The sequence below is a fragment of the Stenotrophomonas sp. RG-453 genome (genome assembly GCF_033843685.1).
Classification (GTDB): Bacteria; Pseudomonadota; Gammaproteobacteria; order Xanthomonadales; family Xanthomonadaceae; genus Stenotrophomonas; species Stenotrophomonas bentonitica_A.
This window is the reverse complement of record NZ_JAMYED010000005.1, coordinates 305,016-321,039: the sequence shown is the minus strand read 5'-3', so window position 1 is coordinate 321,039 and position 16,024 is coordinate 305,016. Positions and strand designations below refer to the sequence as shown.

The 16,024-nt window shown below is 57.3% G+C and carries 12 protein-coding genes; 3 read left to right on the top strand and 9 right to left on the bottom strand.

What is annotated here, in order from left to right:
- Positions 1-15: 15 nt before the first annotated feature.
- The 3 genes from NJD74_RS12120 to NJD74_RS12110 all read right to left on the bottom strand — a co-directional run bounded on the left by NJD74_RS12120 (position 16) and on the right by NJD74_RS12110 (position 1,902).
- Positions 16-453, bottom strand: a complete 438-nt coding sequence (locus tag NJD74_RS12120) for a hypothetical protein (protein WP_146027600.1) — start codon at positions 451-453, stop codon at positions 16-18.
- A gap of 57 nt (positions 454-510) precedes the next feature.
- A complete protein-coding gene (locus NJD74_RS12115; protein ID WP_319624237.1) occupies positions 511-1,308 on the bottom strand; it encodes a siderophore-interacting protein in 798 nt (265 codons plus the stop codon).
- A gap of 90 nt (positions 1,309-1,398) precedes the next feature.
- Entirely contained in the window at positions 1,399-1,902 is a 504-nt protein-coding gene (locus tag NJD74_RS12110) for a PadR family transcriptional regulator (protein WP_266085530.1), read from the bottom strand.
- Positions 1,903-2,371: 469 nt separating this feature from the next.
- Here NJD74_RS12110 and aceE point away from each other — a divergent pair, with 469 nt between their 5' ends.
- The 3 genes from aceE (at position 2,372) to NJD74_RS12095 (ending at position 6,899) form a co-directional block, all read left to right on the top strand.
- On the top strand, positions 2,372-5,059 hold the full coding sequence (aceE, locus tag NJD74_RS12105) for a pyruvate dehydrogenase (acetyl-transferring), homodimeric type (RefSeq protein WP_159495571.1): 2,688 nt from the start codon (positions 2,372-2,374) through the stop codon (positions 5,057-5,059).
- A 74-nt stretch (positions 5,060-5,133) separates the two neighbouring features.
- Complete coding sequence (locus tag NJD74_RS12100; protein ID WP_319624236.1) at positions 5,134-6,291, top strand: ATP-binding protein; 1,158 nt, start codon at positions 5,134-5,136, stop codon at positions 6,289-6,291.
- On the top strand, positions 6,288-6,899 hold the full coding sequence (locus NJD74_RS12095; RefSeq protein ID WP_319624235.1) for an HNH endonuclease: 612 nt from the start codon (positions 6,288-6,290) through the stop codon (positions 6,897-6,899). Before NJD74_RS12100 ends, NJD74_RS12095 begins: the two co-directional genes overlap by 4 nt.
- A 200-nt stretch (positions 6,900-7,099) precedes the next feature.
- Here NJD74_RS12095 and NJD74_RS12090 read toward each other — a convergent pair whose 3' ends face one another.
- From NJD74_RS12090 to NJD74_RS12065, 6 genes are all read right to left on the bottom strand, one after another.
- On the bottom strand, positions 7,100-7,606 hold the full coding sequence (locus NJD74_RS12090; protein WP_319624234.1) for a HEPN domain-containing protein: 507 nt from the start codon (positions 7,604-7,606) through the stop codon (positions 7,100-7,102).
- Positions 7,606-8,682, bottom strand: a complete 1,077-nt coding sequence (locus tag NJD74_RS12085; protein ID WP_319624233.1) for a DUF262 domain-containing protein — start codon at positions 8,680-8,682, stop codon at positions 7,606-7,608. Before NJD74_RS12085 ends, NJD74_RS12090 begins: the two co-directional genes overlap by 1 nt.
- An 83-nt stretch (positions 8,683-8,765) precedes the next feature.
- Positions 8,766-10,574, bottom strand: coding sequence for an AIPR family protein (locus NJD74_RS12080; RefSeq protein WP_319624232.1), 1,809 nt, complete (start codon positions 10,572-10,574; stop codon positions 8,766-8,768).
- Positions 10,565-11,593 carry a PD-(D/E)XK motif protein gene (locus tag NJD74_RS12075; RefSeq protein ID WP_319624231.1) on the bottom strand — a complete coding sequence of 343 codons (1,029 nt, stop codon included), beginning with the start codon at positions 11,591-11,593 and terminating at the stop codon, positions 10,565-10,567. The genes NJD74_RS12080 and NJD74_RS12075 overlap by 10 nt, the downstream gene beginning before the upstream one ends.
- Positions 11,574-14,543: a Z1 domain-containing protein gene (locus tag NJD74_RS12070; RefSeq protein ID WP_319624230.1), complete on the bottom strand. Its 2,970-nt coding sequence runs from the start codon at positions 14,541-14,543 to the stop codon at positions 11,574-11,576. Before NJD74_RS12070 ends, NJD74_RS12075 begins: the two co-directional genes overlap by 20 nt.
- A 10-nt stretch (positions 14,544-14,553) precedes the next feature.
- The gene (locus NJD74_RS12065) at positions 14,554-16,011 is read right to left on the bottom strand and encodes an ATP-binding protein (RefSeq protein WP_319624229.1); all 1,458 of its coding nucleotides are present in this window, start codon (positions 16,009-16,011) and stop codon (positions 14,554-14,556) included.
- Between the last annotated feature and the right edge of the window lie 13 nt (positions 16,012-16,024).

Below are 16,024 nucleotides of genomic sequence, written 5' to 3'. Positions count from 1 at the left end.
CACTACCGTTTCGGGTCAACCCGCCGCCACTTGCGCGATTACCTTGCCCAGCCACAGCGTGGTGAAATCGGTCGGCGTGCGCCGTGCCGGGGCGGTCAAGCCGCTCTCACGCAGGAAGGCATGGGTGGCCTGCGCATAGGCCTGGCGGGCCAGCAACGCGGCCTGCTTCACCGAGGCCTGCTGCTTGCGCAGCTGCACGATCTGCAGGCTCGGCTTACCGGGCATCGCGTACTTCTGATAACGGCGCAGCTCATCGGCGACCAGGTCGATATCGATGTTCGCCTGCACCAGCGCCGCCTGCGCACGGGCCAATGGCACCAGGGCGGTGCGCAGCGGGGCGATGTTCTCGCCCACGGAAGGCGCCAGCGCCGCCAGGGCGGCATCCAGCGCGGGATCGGCGCGTTCGGCGCGGTCGATCATATCGGTCAGTGCCGAAAGAGGAGAGGCTTGCATGAAAGGCACCGGCACAAAACGCGATTGTCGCATTCGCGGCCGGTGCCCGTCGCGGGCTCAGTCGTCGTGGTGCTCGCTGCCGTGCGCCTTCCAGTAGCCGGTGGAGCGGATCCAGTCCTTGGGCACGCCCAGGTGGCCCTCGATGTACTTGCGCATCATCCGGGCCCGGCGCGATTCGGCCGCGATCCAGTAGAAGGTGTCGCCGTCCGGTTCCTCGAAATCGGTCAGCACGTCTTCCAGCAGGGTGCTGGTGGCGGCGTCGAAGCCGTTGCGCTCCAGCCACGAGATGCGGATGCGGTCGTTCTCCGGCAACTCCTGGCGATCACCGGATTCCGGGATCTCGATGTAGACATCGGCATTGGCGCCGTCCGGCAGCGTCTCCAGCCAGCGGCCGATGGCCGGCAGCGCGGTCTCATCGCCGATCAGCACATAGGTGTCGAAGTCATCGGCGGTCATGTGCGAGCCACGCGGGCCGCCGACGGCGATCGCATCGCCCGGCTGCGCGTTGGCGGCCCAGGTCGAGGCCAGGCCGTCGCCATGCATGACGAAATCCAGCGCCAGCTCGTTGCTCTCCAGATCCCACCAGCGGGGGGTGTAATCGCGCGAGGGGGAGGGCGTCTGCCCTTCCGGGTAGCGCGGGCCTTCCGGGGTCATCGTCGGGACCACGAACTGGCCCTCGGCATTGGGGAAGAACAGCTTGACGTGGTCGTCCGGCGAGGGCGAATCGAAGCCGTCCAGCGCCTGGCCACCGACGATCACCCGGCGCATGCACGGGCTGATCTCTTCGGTGCGCAGCACCTGCAGCGGGCGGAACTTCACGGTATGACGGAGCAGTCGGTTTTCATGCAGAGCCATGGGAATACCTGGATCAGTGCCGCAGCGCGGCGTTGAGAGAGAAGGACCTGGCGGGCGGTGGCTGGCTGGGTCTGAAACGAAGAAGGGAGGTCAGCGGCCCTGCGCACGGATCCGCGCGGCGGCCTCGCGCAGCGCCTCGGCCACGGCAGCGGCGTTGTCGTCCTGCCAGCGGCCGTGGCACAGGCCCAGCGCGTGCTTGAGCTCGCGCAGTGCATCGCGCACGGACGGCGGCAGGTTGGCCTTGGTGATCGTGCGCGCGCTGTCGCGTACCCGGTGTACCGCTGCATCGACCTCATCGCGCTGTGCTTCCAGCTCGGCCTGGCCCAGCGCGCTGAGTGCGTAGCGCTTGCGCCCCCCGTCCTCGACCGCGCCGACCCAGCCGGCGGCCTCGAACTGCGCCAGCACCGGGTAGATCGAGCCGGCGCTGGGCGTGTAGACCCGCACGAACATGTCACTGATCAGCTGGATCAGCTCATAGCCGTGGCGCGGCTGGTCGGCAAGCAGGGACAGCACCAGCAGGCGCAGGTCGCCGCGGCTGAGGGGCCGGGCGGTCAGCGGGCGGGCAGGGCGGTCGAGGTCGCGCGGAGAGGTCATTTCGATATATCGAATGCAGTGGCGGAACGATATATCGAAAACTCCGGTTCGGCCAGCCGTGGCGCACGCATGGCAGGGATGCGTTCAGGTGAATCCAGCGTGCGACGGTGCGTGCTTGTGATGGAACACTGCACTCGGTTGCCGCCTCCCAACGGTACCGATGATCCACGCCGATGCGCGTTCAAACGCCCCGGCGTCGCGCACGATCCACGCCAATCGCCTGCGCCGCAGCGCCTGCGCTGTCCATCGGTGTCCTGCTGACGCGCCGGTGTCATCGCCGCCGGGCAGGCTGAAATGCAGCGTGGAACCTTCCGGCGCGGCCCTCGCGCTGTCGCCTGCTGTCCTTCCGGACACGCCTGGATGGTTCCATACGCAACCGTAGCGAAGTAAGCAAACCCCTTGGTGCGCTACACTTTGCGGCTAGAAATCTAAAACAGTCGCGCGCGTGCGTGCGGTCATGGGAGCGCAAATGAACTGGTTGAACGAGGTGCTGAACAACGACCCGAATCCTGTGGAAACCCAGGAATGGATCGAGTCGCTGAAGGCCGTTATTGATGTCGAGGGCCCCGAGCGCGCGCATCAGCTGTTGGAAGGCATGGTTGAACTCACCCGTCGTTCGGGCGCGTACCTGCCGTTCTCTCCCACCACCGAATACGTGAACACCATCGCGCCGACCCTGGAGGCCAAGAGCCCGGGCAACGCCGAACTGGAATGGCGCATTCGTTCCATCATCCGCTGGAACGCGATGGCCACCGTGGTGCGCGCCAACCGCAAGCCCGGCGACCTGGGCGGCCACATCGCCTCCTTCGCCTCCGGCGCCACGCTGTATGACGTGGGCTTCAACCACTTCTGGCGCGCCCCCAGCGACAACCACCCCGGCGACCTGCTCTTCATCCAGGGCCACAGCGCCCCGGGCATCTATGCGCGTTCCTTCCTGGAAGGCCGCATCGACGAAGCCCAGCTGGACAAGTTCCGCATGGAAGTGGACGGCGGTGGCCTCTCCAGCTACCCGCACCCGTGGCTGATGCCCGATTACTGGCAGACCCCCACCGTGTCGATGGGCCTGGGCCCGCTGGCCGCCATCTACCAGGCGCAGTTCCTGCGTTACCTGGAAAACCGTGGCTTGATCGAGAAGTCCGACCGCAAGGTGTGGTGCTTCATCGGCGACGGCGAGAGCGACGAGCCGGAAACCCTCGGCGCCATCGCCCTGGCCGGCCGCGAAGGCCTGGACAACCTGATCTTCGTGGTCAACTGCAACCTGCAGCGCCTCGACGGCCCGGTGCGTGGCAACGGCAAGATCATCCAGGAACTGGAAGGCGTCTTCCGTGGCGGCGGCTGGAACGTGATCAAGCTGCTGTGGGGCGGTTACTGGGATGCCCTGCTGGCCAAGGACACCAACGGCGTCCTGCGCAAGCTGATGATGGAAACCGTCGACGGCGAATACCAGAACTGCAAGGCCTTCGGTGGCGCGTATACCCGCGAGCATTTCTTCGGCAAGTACCCGGAGACCGCCGCGATGGTCGCCGGCTTGAGCGACGATGACATCTGGCGCCTCAACCGTGGCGGCCACGACCCGCACAAGGTGTATGCCGCGTACCACGAAGCGGTGAACACCAAGGGCATGCCCACCGTGATCCTGGCCAAGACGGTCAAGGGCTACGGCATGGGCAGCGCGGGTGAAGCACTGAACCCGACCCACCAGACCAAGAAGCTGGACGACGACGCCGTTCGCCACTTCCGCGACCGCTTCAACATCCCGGTGACCGACGCCCAGCTGGCCGACGGCCAGGTGCCGTTCTACCACCCGGGCCCGGATTCGCCGGAAGTGAAGTACCTGCAGGAACGCCGCGCCGCCCTGGGTGGTTACCTGCCGCAGCGCCGTCGCAAGGCCGAAAAGAGCTTCGTGGCGCCCAAGCTGGAAAGCTACGAGCGCCTGCTCAAGAGCAGCGGCGAGCGCAGCTACTCCACCACCATGGCCTTCGTGCAGAGCCTGAACATCACCCTGCGCGACAAGGAACTTGGCCCGCACATCGTGCCGATCGTGGCCGACGAAGCCCGTACCTTCGGCATGGAAGGCCTGTTCCGCCAGATCGGCATCTACGCCCCGTTCGGCCAGAAGTACAAGCCGGTTGATGCCGACCAGCTCATGTTCTACCGCGAAGACCAGAGCGGCCAGGTGCTGCAGCAGGGCATCAGCGAGCCGGGCGCCATCGCCTCGTGGATGGCCGCCGGTACCAGCTACTCGGTCAGCAACGTGCCGATGCTGCCGTTCTACATCTACTACAGCATGTTCGGCTTCCAGCGCGTGGGCGACCTTGCCTGGCAGGCCGCCGACATGCGTACCCGTGGCTTCCTGCTGGGCGGCACCGCCGGCCGCACCACGCTGAACGGTGAAGGCCTGCAGCACGAAGATGGCTTCAGCCATATCGTGGCCGGTGGCATTCCGAACGTGCGCAGCTATGACCCGACCTTCGGCTTCGAAGTGACGGTGATCCTGCAGCACGGCACCAAGGCCATGATGGAAGATCAGATTGATGAGTACTACTACATCACCCTGATGAACGAAAACTACACCCACCCGGAAATGCCGGAAGGCGCGGCCGACGGCATCGTCAAGGGCATGTACCTGCTCACCGACGCCGGCAAGCCGAAGAAGGGCGAGCTGCGCGTGCAGCTGCTGGGGTCGGGCACCATCCTGCGCGAAGCCATTGCTGCGGCCGAGCTGCTGGACAAGGACTTCGGCGTGACCGCCGACATCTGGAGCTGCCCGAGCTTCAACGAACTGCGCCGCGACGGCTTCGACGTGGAGCGCTACAACCGCTTCCACCCGGAAGGTGAGCAGCGCAAGGCGTTCGTGACCGAACTGCTGGAAGGCCGCCAGGGCCCGGCCATTGCCGCCACCGACTACGTGCGTGCGTACGCGGACCAGATCCGCTCGTTCGTGCCGATGTCGTACACGGTGCTGGGTACCGATGGTTTCGGCCGTTCGGACACGCGTGCCAACCTGCGTCGCTTCTTCGAGGTTGACCGGTACTACATCGCGCATGCCGCGATTGCGGCGCTGGCCAAGGAAGGGAAGATGACGGCTAAGGATGTGGCAAGGGCGATCAAGCAGTACAAGATTGATCCTGAGAAGGCTAATCCTGTCGGGGTTTAACGGTTAACTGTGTTGTTCCAAAGGGGTGGCCGTAAGGTCACCCTTTTTTTTGTGTAACAGCCCAAGAGCAAGCCATGGACGCAATTGCCACGAACTACTACGCACTCTGGAACGCAGGGTGGAAGCCCGTCGCGCACATCACAATCGTCGCCGGAGAGAATGGATCTGGGAAAAGCTCGCTCTTAAGAACAATCGCGCAAAACACGCTTAAGGCAAGGCGATCGGTATTGGCGTTGTCTGGAACCAGTCACGACAAGTTTCGGGGGCTGCGTCTTGGAAGCGCGCTTCTATCTCCAATGCAGAAGAGCTCGCAACCAGAGCAGGTGATGAAGCGCACCATTTCGCACTTTGTTGAAAAAGATAGCGTTCAGCTCCGTGTTGTCTCGAGAGTGCTGCGCCACTGCGGATACGCCCCAACGGTCGGGATCGAAGTGTTAATGCCGAGCGAAAGGAAAGCTATACCGTCGAGCATACTTTCTGACTTTGAAGCAAAAATGGCGGGTGAGGGCGAAAACATCTTGGCCCTTATTCTCATGCTACAAAGCAAGCGATGGGACCAGATCCAGTGGATGGACTTCGACGACTACCGCTTCGATCATTCAGTGAACAGTAACTTGGTTGGGATCGTTCGCTGGGAGCACATCCTAAAAAAACTGGGGGTCATCACTGGGATACGCCTGCATCTTCAAGGAAAGCGGGGAATCCTTCGCTTAGACAAGGCAAGCTCGGGGGAGCTCACGCTGATAACAATGCTTTCCTTTGTTGCAGCCATGTCAAAAGAAAAAGACATTATTCTGATAGACGAACCAGAAAATAGCCTGCATCCGAGATGGCAACGGGAGTATCTGGAGCTCCTGATGGGATCTGTAGGGTACTCTGAGGCAAAGATCGTGATCGCCAGTCATTCGCCCATTCTGGTGATGGCTGCAAGTGAGCTAAATATCAACGTCCAGACGCTGGTACTCTCCGATGTTTTCAATAGCCAAATTGAACTGAACGCTGCAGGTCTAGAAGAGGTCATGGCAGAGGTCTTTCATACTTACACGCCTCGGAACCACTACCTGAGCAAAACCTTAGTTCGTTTGATGGACCGAGTTGAGAAAGGGGATCTCACCGCAGCTCAGGCTACAAGTCAGATTGCGGAAATAGAGAGATCCGGAGTCGATTCGCGCCAATCGGGAGCATTGGCTGCTGTCTCGGCGATAGTTGAGAAGATGGAAGAGATCAAGTGAGCTATCTCGATCTTCAGTTCTCAGTCGATGAGGCTCGACTAATAGAACTAGCTTGGAATAATGGCGTGCTTAACTGGAGCAGTCCTGATCTGCTGCCTGTTCGAATGAAAGTTCGAAATCATCATCGCCTGATTCAGCATGACAAGTGCTGTTACTGTAGAAAATCATTCCTACAGGGTCATCCGCTGGAAGTGGATGTAGAGCACATTCTTCCCCGGGTGAAGTATCAAGCACTAGCAGTTGCTCTCGTAAATCTAACTATCGCCTGCAAGAGATGTAACATGCAGGTAAAGAAAGAGCGGAATGACTTTATCGTTGGGCCGCTCGAGTTTTATGACGATTGTGACGTTTCAGACAGTTCAAGATACAAAATAATTCATCCAAATTTGGACGTTTATTCAGAGCATATAAATGCCATATTTGTAGATGTGGATAATATCGTTCTTCGACGCTATATGATCCTTGGCGGTTCAAGTAAAGGTCAGGCTACAGTTCAGTACTTCCTCCTGCGCCACCTTGAGGAGGATACTTTGGACGAAATTCAGGGCTTGGGCGAATCCACGGGAGTTGAGCGCGCGGGTGGAATTCGTGCTCTGCTGGGACTGTGATGCTGCTAGTTTTTTGCTTGCTGAACTAGTTTGGCCTTTGATTCGGGGGTAACAGGGGGGGTAATAAGGCAAGGCGGCTAGACCTGGTCGCCGTCTTTAATTGCCGCTAGCTGTAGCGACCTCTTGAAAAGTCTATCGCTGCTTGGCCTGAGGTGTATTGCTTGGCCTGAGGTGTATTCTGCAATAATGCAAACCACGAGTTACCGTCTCATGCTTTCAGCGAGGCACTCTATGACCTTCTTTCCATCATTATATGCGCGCGCCGCTTCAGCGAACGTTGACTTAGCGCGGATGCGGCCCTCATGTGCGAAATCATTGCGCCAAGTAATAAGGTTATCATATGAGGACGTGATCTCTCTTTGATTGGTTTGGAGATAGAGTGTTCCTGTTCTTTTAAGGTTATTGTTGAATTTTTTAAGATACTTTTCGCCAAATTTCCTAACATAATCGTTTCTAATTGTTTCAATCTTTATTCTCCCATTTATTCTGTTGAAGTGAGATTCTGTAAAGGCGCCTAGCACTTTGTGTTTTGACTGGGCGAAAGAAATAAAGATGCTCTTTACTGCCAGTTCGTATGTTGTCACGGCGGCAACTGTAAGAAATCCAGTATATCTGGCCTCAAGTAATGGATTCTTCGCGCCGGTAACTAACGGCGTAAGATGTTCAATGATGTCATCTGCATGCTGAAAGTGCCGGGCGTAATCCATTATTTTTCCAGGAGGGTCTTCTGGACAAGAGATAGCCTGTCATGAACAGTTTTGACATCAGTAGTATTGATTTTTGTCAAGGTCATGAAGTCGTGATTTTTTACCAGCTTCTTGTACGCGGTGCTTAGGTCGATTTTATTTAGCTTTGAGGAGTTATCGACAAGTGCGCACATTATTGATTCTAGCGCCGCGACATTGATGGGGCCTCTAAGGCGGAACGGTTTCTCGCCAAGCTCAGAGGCCGCCTTCTTTGTTGCTGCAGGAAAGCTCTTCAAGAAATTCTTTACCTTCTGGCTAGTCCCATTTCTATGTTCCTTCATGGAGACGTTCATGAACTCTCTGAGTGGCTTTTCGTAGTTCTCAACGCCTCCTTTCGAGAGCGAGAATATTCTAAGAATCAGCTCGACGTCCTTCTGGTGCCTGTCAACATGATTCTTTCCTAGCAGTTTTCTCCAATTCCCATCTCGATTCAGCTCTCGGAGCTGTTTGGAGAACTCGCCGATGAATACAGAATTTCGTATTTCCTGAGGCTTTAATGGAGTTCCTCCCGTATTGAGTCGCTCAAATATATGATAGGCGCTCGTGCTCTCGCCTTTTGGGTTGAGCTGTTTTATGTTTATCGCGCGTAGTATTGACTGCTTTAGCTTTCGTTGATCTGCCTCGGTTAGGTCGACAAATTTTTTGTTGAAGTATGGGCTGTTCTTGGCGAGTCCAGACAATCTGAACACTTGCCGGTTCCCCAAGTGATTCTCTTTGCCGAAGTATCCATCTATGTAGAAGACGATTGTCAATATTCTCTGCTGGCCATCTATGACGATGCTTCGGTTGTTCTCGTCGACATACAGGAAGACATTGGGGACCGGCAGTCCGCATAGGAAAGAGTCAATGAGGAGAGACGACTGCTTGATCGTCCACACAAATTCTCTTTGGTAGTCTGGAATTTTGATGTCGCCATCTTTCCATAGCTGTGAAATTCCAGACAACGTGAGGTCGGACGGGTAAGAAGCTATGTCATAAGACATAGAGACAGAGTCATCGTCGATTTCCTCATCGATCTCAATATCATCTTCAATCATACTGGTTGCTCCTCGATCAGTTCCTATGGGGCACCGATGCATACTCTGCATAAGAGACTTGTAGGCTAGTTCTATTATCTAAATCAACTAACTTGAGATGCTCTAATCTCTGTAATCGAGCTCTGAATTGGGCTTAGTGCTAGCTTCCGCAGCGAAATCCAGCAATCCTCCTTCTTTGCCCACTCGCTGATCATCTTGCCCTTGGCTGAAGAGTGGAGGGCCAAGTTTACCTCTTTAGCCCATACCCGGATCTGATCCTTGAAGCCATCAGAGAGACCCTGTTGCTCCCACACTCGCATCAGATCGATGTTTGATCCGTGCTGATGGGACAACAATGCGACCAGGTAGATGGCAACATTGCCTTGGAATGCAGGAAATAGAGGACGTACGAGCGACTGAACTTGCTTAAATATGATGACTTTGGCAATCATCTGCTTGAACCCGGTTGCATCCGGGACCACAGATTCTCCACGTTCTTCCCGTTCTTTCACGTCGTCCATGAATCGGGCGAAGTTCTTCTGACCGCCGAGACTGGCTTGGTCTGGTCGCCCCTCCCAACAGTTCAGGAACTTGGCGAGGTCTGTCTTGACCAAGCGCCGGGCCGGAGGAATAACTGTGGTCTTGAGGGCTCGGTACTTGGCGGGCGTACTGCCTTCGCGTGCGAGCTTAGTGTTGTAACTGCCTGAGGCACGTTCATAGAACCAGCGGCCGACACCATCTGGGAGGTAGACGGTATCAGACAATTTCTCTAGTTCAACGTGGAACGGTGAGTTTGCAGACAGATCCGACTGTTTGACGGTGTTCTGACTGTTCGCGAACCGCGAGATGTCGCTGATAAGCGCTTCTTCCGCAGCAGAGTTTTCCGTCTTGAGGATTACTACCTTCGCCGGAACCTGTACCTTGGACAGGTCGGTGTCTGCAAACTTCTTCTTGGTGAAGTAGATGGATGCGGTCGTCTGACCACCGTTGACGATTTGCATTCCCTTGAGCCATGCAATGCCTGGTCCACCATCGCTGGTCTTCCCAAGGCTGACCTCGTCGGCGACCACCACGATGCCATTGTTGTAGGCGACAAATTTCTCTGGCTCTGAGCGCAGCGTGGCCTGGATGCCTTTGTTGACCTTTCCGGTTGCACTCAGGAATGACCGCACATTTGCCTCAAGAAGTCGGGCGCCGTACTTGTCATACAGATGGCGAAGGACGTCGGCCGGGAATACGGTCATCGCGTAGTCATAGCTGTCCTCCTCGCCCCGGATGTAGACGCACGGGAGCGGGGTGCCTGCCACTTCCGTAAAATTGACTACCAGTTCGTCCCTCGGCTTTCCCTCTGACAGGTGGCGGTTGAGCCTCTCGATGTCCATCACCTCAAGTCGTACGGTCCGGCCTCCAACCTCCTGCGACTTGAAGTTCTTGGTCTTCACCTGGCCATCGGTCAGCACGTAGATCCGGATCTCCTCGAAGTCCCGATAGCCACGTTCAATATGCACCGCGAGTTCGTAAGCATCGTTCGATGGATCGAGCGTCTTCGTCATCTTTCCCTGGGCAGATTGCGAAAGAAATCGGAAGCAGTACTCCGCGGCTTGCTTTGCTTCAGAGTCCGGAACGGCCTGGACCTTGTCCGAATCCTTGTAGGACGTCACGAACAGGTCAAGGCGTTCCCCGTCCTCAGAGATGGAGTATCCGCTTAGCCTGATGTTTCCGACATGGACGCGCGTATCAACGTGGCAGACCTGTGGCTCATACGTCATGCCCACTTCTTCCATGTGGCGCATCGTAATCTCGGCGAAAACCAGCTCCGGATAGGGATACGCGGCCCCCGAAACGGACATGCGATCCTCTATTTCATCCTGTACTTCCGCGCGAATCTGCGAAAGGAAATCGGTCAATTCCATTGATTCTTCACTCCAAGACTAGTCGAAATATCAGCGTAAGTAGACGCCGCAATCGGAAATGCATCCAGATCGAGCGAGTAACGTGCCTCATGGATTGCTGCGGGCACGCTGGAACGAGTGAGGCGAGGCGAGTCAGCGCATACGATTCGATATGTGAGCTCACTGGACCGGAAGCGCCTTGTGTACTCGGCTCGAGTCATGTCCATGTAGCCAGCCGAGACGAGCCGACTGTTCAGCAAGGCAGATGCGCCAGGATCGTGGATTCGTCCAGCCACTTGGTCAATTAGGTCGGGAAGGGTTGATCCCTCACTCAGTTGAACCAGACGAACCGCCGCAACAAAGAGGGGCTGGTGCAGGCTGTCATCCAACTGATCAAGGTTGGAAATCCTTGCGATAAATCCTGCTGGTGCCAGGGTTGTCTTCACTTCGATTGCACCATCACCAAGCAGGAAGTCGTGTAGCCCGTCGTCAGGCCCGGCCCAGCTGTCGAGAGCGTCGAATTCTGAAACTCCATCGTCCAGAAGGTTTTGAAGAACCAAGAGTTCTCCAAAGAGCCCAATCTCTTCCTCCGTGGAAAGTACGCCATCACTGTCGCGCTTCATGAAGGCTTGCCAGGCACGGATCCTGGAAATCATTGCACTATGAATCCGTAAGCCGTCCTGAGCGGACGTGCTCTCCATCAGGTTCACCAGATCTACCGCCACTTTGGTAAAGAGCTCAAGCGATCCCGACTCCTGTCGAACCAGGGCAAACCACGAATGGCCTGCAGGGTGGCCCTGAAGCTCTGTGCTTATGAGGCTGAACCCCTGGCCGCGTGGCAGCTGAAATGGTTGGGATGGCACGTTTCCCTTGACGCCGACCAAGACGCTCTCTTCATTCCGCGCACCACGACGGCCTGCCATGACGCAGCAGTTGCCGATGCTGAAAAGCTCGATAACCTTCCAGCCATCCCCTGTGGCAAGGCCGCTCAAGGCGCGCCACGCGGCGACCAGCTCTGTGTCACTGCTGGAGCTGAGCATTCATATCCTCCCAGCCGATGCTGTTGATGACGTACTCGGGGATGTCGGAATACTCGCTCTCCCAACCGACGTTGTTCACCTTGTAGGGAACCTTGATATCCGAGCTGCTTCCAGGGAAGCTCACGGCAAATGCCAAGACGGGTGGGGCGCCTGCAAGGTTCTTCGGGCGCTCCCAATCTGCCCCTATCTTGGCGCCCGCACGAGCTGGATCAAGAACATACAGAATCAGCAGGCCCTTCTCTGGCTCCGCCGTCACGGTCGAAGTTCCCTTGCCTCGAACTCGGCGCAGCGCCACGCCACTGGGGGTGTCCGGAGCCGAAGCACTTTTCTTCTCCTCCTTCTTCTCCCAAGTGGACACGGTGAGCGCGAGCGCGGCGTCCCATTGATCCTGGCTCACGTCAATTGACTCGTCGGTCGGATCAAGGAGGACGCCAATCGAGTACCGGCTCCCCTCCATCGAATCCGCCTTTCTGCGCGCCATGCCAACACTAATCCCTGGAGCAAGCTCATAGGGCTCACCCGATTGAGTCCCCAGAACAGCCACTGTCCACTCCGTGAGCTCGTTTGTTTCCGCCATCTTGCGGATGAACTGAGCAAGCACGTTGCTGTTCACCCGGTGGGCGGCTGACAGTGTGCTGTAGCTGTCAAGGAAGTCGACTACGGTTGTGAAGTCGACACCTCGCCAGAGATGCCCCTGCCATTCCTTGGAGCCCCCTTGGAATGCCGCCTTTATGGGGTTGCTCTCCTCAGGCTTTCCCATTTGCACGGCAAGCCGATTACCTGCATCCAGGTTTCGATTCAGAGTCGGTTGATCAGTCGGGAAGCTGACTGTCTGAACAAGCTCTCCACTGTACGAAAGGTGCAGTGTCTTCGCGCTCCGCATCTTGATCTGCGACGTAACCATCATCTCGGGATGCGACTGGACCTTCAGCCCAAACTCCCTCGGCGTGGCCCCAGAATTGGCCATGAGATCGAACTCTTCTCTCAGCTCTGCTGATGCATCAGAGATATGCTTGAACCAGCGGATGAGGTCCGGGGATGTATAGAGACGGCAGAGATCAAGGTAGCCCGGACGGTATCCGAACCACCGACCCATCTGCATCAGCGTGTCGTACATCTTTGATGCGCGCAGGAAGTAGCTGGTGCAGAGGCCTTCCAGCGTAAGGCCGCGTGCAAGCTTGTCGCCACCGATAGCGATGACTTTGAGGCCTCGATCCTTGTTCTGCTCGTAATCCAAGGCATCCTTGGCAGTTCCGTTGATCATTCGCACTTCGATGTCATCGAGTACTCCCGGCAGCGCAGACGCGATGTCTTGCCAAGTAGCATCTGCACTGGGAAGGTCACCCAACCCAAGCTCACGAACCGCGGCAGAAGCAGGAAGGAAGTCACGATTCCACAGCTCCTGCAGACTGGATAGAACGTCGGCGTGGTCGATCCCGCGCCCAATCGCCTGTCGGGCATGCTTGACGTAATCGTCAATGTCAGCCTTTACCACCTTCTGGACGTTGTTGAATCGTGTGACGTGAACGAGCATCGAGCTATGCTTCTTTCCTTGGCCACGGAGCTTCCTGACAGTGCATGCCAGGATAAAGGAGTCGACTGCCTCTCTTAGACTTGGTGGCAGCGCGTGCTCATTGCTCCACACCGGAACATGATCGATCTTGTGGCCCGTCGGCATCCATCCCGTTGTCTTGTCGTCTGACTGGTAGTCGCCCACCGGTTGGGTCAGAGGAAGCTGTCCCTTGCGACCCTCCGGGGACGCGCGCCCAAACATCGTCGTAGGGCCAACGTAATTGTCCGGTGCCGCCAGGTTCTGGATGAAGGCGGATGGGAAGAGATCAGGACCTTCGTTGCGTGTCTCACCGCGTTCATGAATGAAGATGTTTGCGAAAGGCGTGGCGGTGTAGCCCACGTACGCTGAGCGCGAGAATGAATTCAGTATGCGCCGGATCAGTTTGTTGATCGCTGTTGGATCATGTTCCTCATCGGGCTTTCCTTCTTCGTCGACTACCTCTTCACCAGTGTCAACTGAGGCATTGTCAGCTTCGTCATCAATGATGAGCAATGGGAACTTGGTCGCCCTTCTGGCCACGATGGGGAGCTCTTTCGTGTTCGAGGAGGCGGGCTCCGCGCCTGGAACAGGAGCGTCCGCGACGTGCGTCTGAATCCACCTGAGAAGCCTGGCAAGTACCGATTTGTTCTTCTTGACGACAAACAGCCAAGGCCGCTGTTCGGGGCTGATCGAAAACTGCTTTCCAGCTGACTCACCAAAATCACCGTTGTCAGCTCGTGTTGTAGTGCAATTGGGCTTGATGGACAGGTCACTGTCGATCAAGCCGACGCCCACGCGCTTGAGCACATCATGCGTAGAGTTGGTCTCATACCCGAGGAAGCCTTCCTCTAGGCGTATCTGGGTCTGGGATCGCAGGTTTTTATGTAGGCCGGCGAGGACGATGATTATCTTGTACTGCGCATCCGCCGCCTTGCATACAAGGCCGGTGTAGCTCGCTGTCTTGCCTGACTGCACGTGCCCGACAACAAGCCCCCGGCGACTCCACTGGCCTTCACGCAGAGGATCCTCAAGCATCCCTAGAATCTTGTCAGTTGATTTGTCCAGGTTGTCAGCGATATCCCAGGACAAGTCCTTCTCGATCATCTCCCGATACCGCTGCCAGTAGCGCCAGTCCTCTTTCCTGGAGGAGTCGAGCCAGGGTTCATGGCCACGATCGTCGGAGAGACTGATGTCATCACCGATCCATACACTGAATCGTCGGATGAGCTCGTCCGTAACAGCGTCACGATCAAGATCGGCTGCCCACTTTCGATTCATCATCAGCACCAGGCTGATCTTCTCGTCAATCAACGTGGGAGTGATAGGTCCTGAATCCTTCTCGCCAGCCAGAAGCTCCTGGACAATCTTGATAACGCTGCTTTCGCTTGAGTCACTCATGGTTCTCTCTTCAGTCCTTGGAGATGTTGTCCGGCAAATTTTTGACCAGCTCTGAGTGGAGATCGAAGGGTTCGGTTCTTAGAAGCTGCCGCTTTGCCATGCTCGGCGACATGCCCTTCTTCTCCACCAGGCTCCGGTAGATCACATTGAGAACCTCTCGAACTGAGTCGTCGGGCTCCCCTGTGAATCCCCCCTTTGCATGCTCTCCGCCTTCCGCAGCTTCAAGCCAGATTCTCTGCACGGGGATAGTTTCTTCGAGGACACGCAGCATCGCTTCAACCTTGGTGCCGTACGCTGCGTCATCCAGCAGTTCTTTCACCGCTGCATGCGTACGGTCGACACGGTAGCGTCGCCCTGTCACCGTCTCTCTCGACTGCCACACGGGTACAACCTCGTCGCGGCGGCCCAGCGATGAATTCGAATGCGCCCGATGCAGGAATACCTTGCGCGCCCTGTCGCGCGCGTCTTCGGCCAAGCGGTAGAGCTGATCCCGCAGTGCAGCGGGAGGATGAGCGGATGACTTGCGGATGTCGATCTTCCATTGCGCATCAAGATCGTTGGGCAGGTCCAGCCGGATGCGTGCGAGCCTGTGAGCCTCGTCCTTGGACCAGGAGCGTCCACGTCCCAGGCCGAGCCAGCTGCCTGCAACCAAAAGTCTCCGTCCACGATAGATGTAGAAGCCTTGCTGACTCGACCATCCCTCGATTCCGCCCGCTTCAGCGTAGGCCTTGTCGTTGAGGCGGTCCTTGTGGGGCAGCACGAAGGCCTGGCTGGTGATTCTCAGACCACCTTCGCCAACGCTCGACTCGGGGGACCTCCAGGTTGCCGGATTTGACGACAGGAATGGGTCCCATGGTCTAACTGCCTTCCCGTTGAGCCGCAGCTCAATGCCGGGGCCGCTGCCGTCAAGATAGCGGTGGAAGATCATTGCGAGGTGGCGCTCCACGTCGTCAATGAGGTCAAGGAAATGCCTGCTTGTGAAGCCTTCAGTGACAATCCGATCGAGTTGTTCCCACAGGACTACTGTCCCTGATGACTGGGCAGTGTGCGTTACCAGGCGTGGCTCTGAGGATGACTCGGGTCCATCAAGAAGGTGCCACTCGCCATCAGGATCTGAAGCAAGGACATCCAGATCCCAGCGCAGGCAGCTCGATTGACCATCCTTGATGCTCAGAACGGTCAGCCTTCTGGCTTGTGAAAAGGATGCTGTCTTCAATCCCAGGCCAAAGCGACCCAAGTCCGATGCCCCCCGTGCGTCCAATGGGTTGCGGTCGCCGAGGCGCATCGCGCTGAAGAGCTCAGCATCGTTCATGCCTCTACCGTCATCGGCAATGGATATCCAGCTGTCTACTCCATACCAATTGAACCCGATCTCCACTTGGCTGGCGCCAGCAGAGATGCTGTTGTCCACCAAGTCTGCTAGTGCCGTGGCCGTCGTGTAGCCCAGGCCTCGCAGGGCCTCAACCATGGCGTCAGCCCTG

Coding starts and splice junctions, on each gene's coding strand:
- NJD74_RS12120 (WP_146027600.1), bottom strand. CDS start 453: ATGCAAGCCTCTCCTCTTTCGGCACTGACCGATATGATCGACCGCGCC.
- NJD74_RS12115 (WP_319624237.1), bottom strand. CDS start 1,308: ATGGCTCTGCATGAAAACCGACTGCTCCGTCATACCGTGAAGTTCCGC.
- NJD74_RS12110 (WP_266085530.1), bottom strand. CDS start 1,902: ATGACCTCTCCGCGCGACCTCGACCGCCCTGCCCGCCCGCTGACCGCC.
- aceE (WP_159495571.1), top strand. CDS start 2,372: ATGAACTGGTTGAACGAGGTGCTGAACAACGACCCGAATCCTGTGGAA.
- NJD74_RS12100 (WP_319624236.1), top strand. CDS start 5,134: ATGGACGCAATTGCCACGAACTACTACGCACTCTGGAACGCAGGGTGG.
- NJD74_RS12090 (WP_319624234.1), bottom strand. CDS start 7,606: ATGGATTACGCCCGGCACTTTCAGCATGCAGATGACATCATTGAACAT.
- NJD74_RS12085 (WP_319624233.1), bottom strand. CDS start 8,682: ATGATTGAAGATGATATTGAGATCGATGAGGAAATCGACGATGACTCT.
- NJD74_RS12080 (WP_319624232.1), bottom strand. CDS start 10,574: ATGGAATTGACCGATTTCCTTTCGCAGATTCGCGCGGAAGTACAGGAT.
- NJD74_RS12075 (WP_319624231.1), bottom strand. CDS start 11,593: ATGCTCAGCTCCAGCAGTGACACAGAGCTGGTCGCCGCGTGGCGCGCC.
- NJD74_RS12070 (WP_319624230.1), bottom strand. CDS start 14,543: ATGAGTGACTCAAGCGAAAGCAGCGTTATCAAGATTGTCCAGGAGCTT.
- NJD74_RS12065 (WP_319624229.1), bottom strand. CDS start 16,011: ATGGTTGAGGCCCTGCGAGGCCTGGGCTACACGACGGCCACGGCACTA.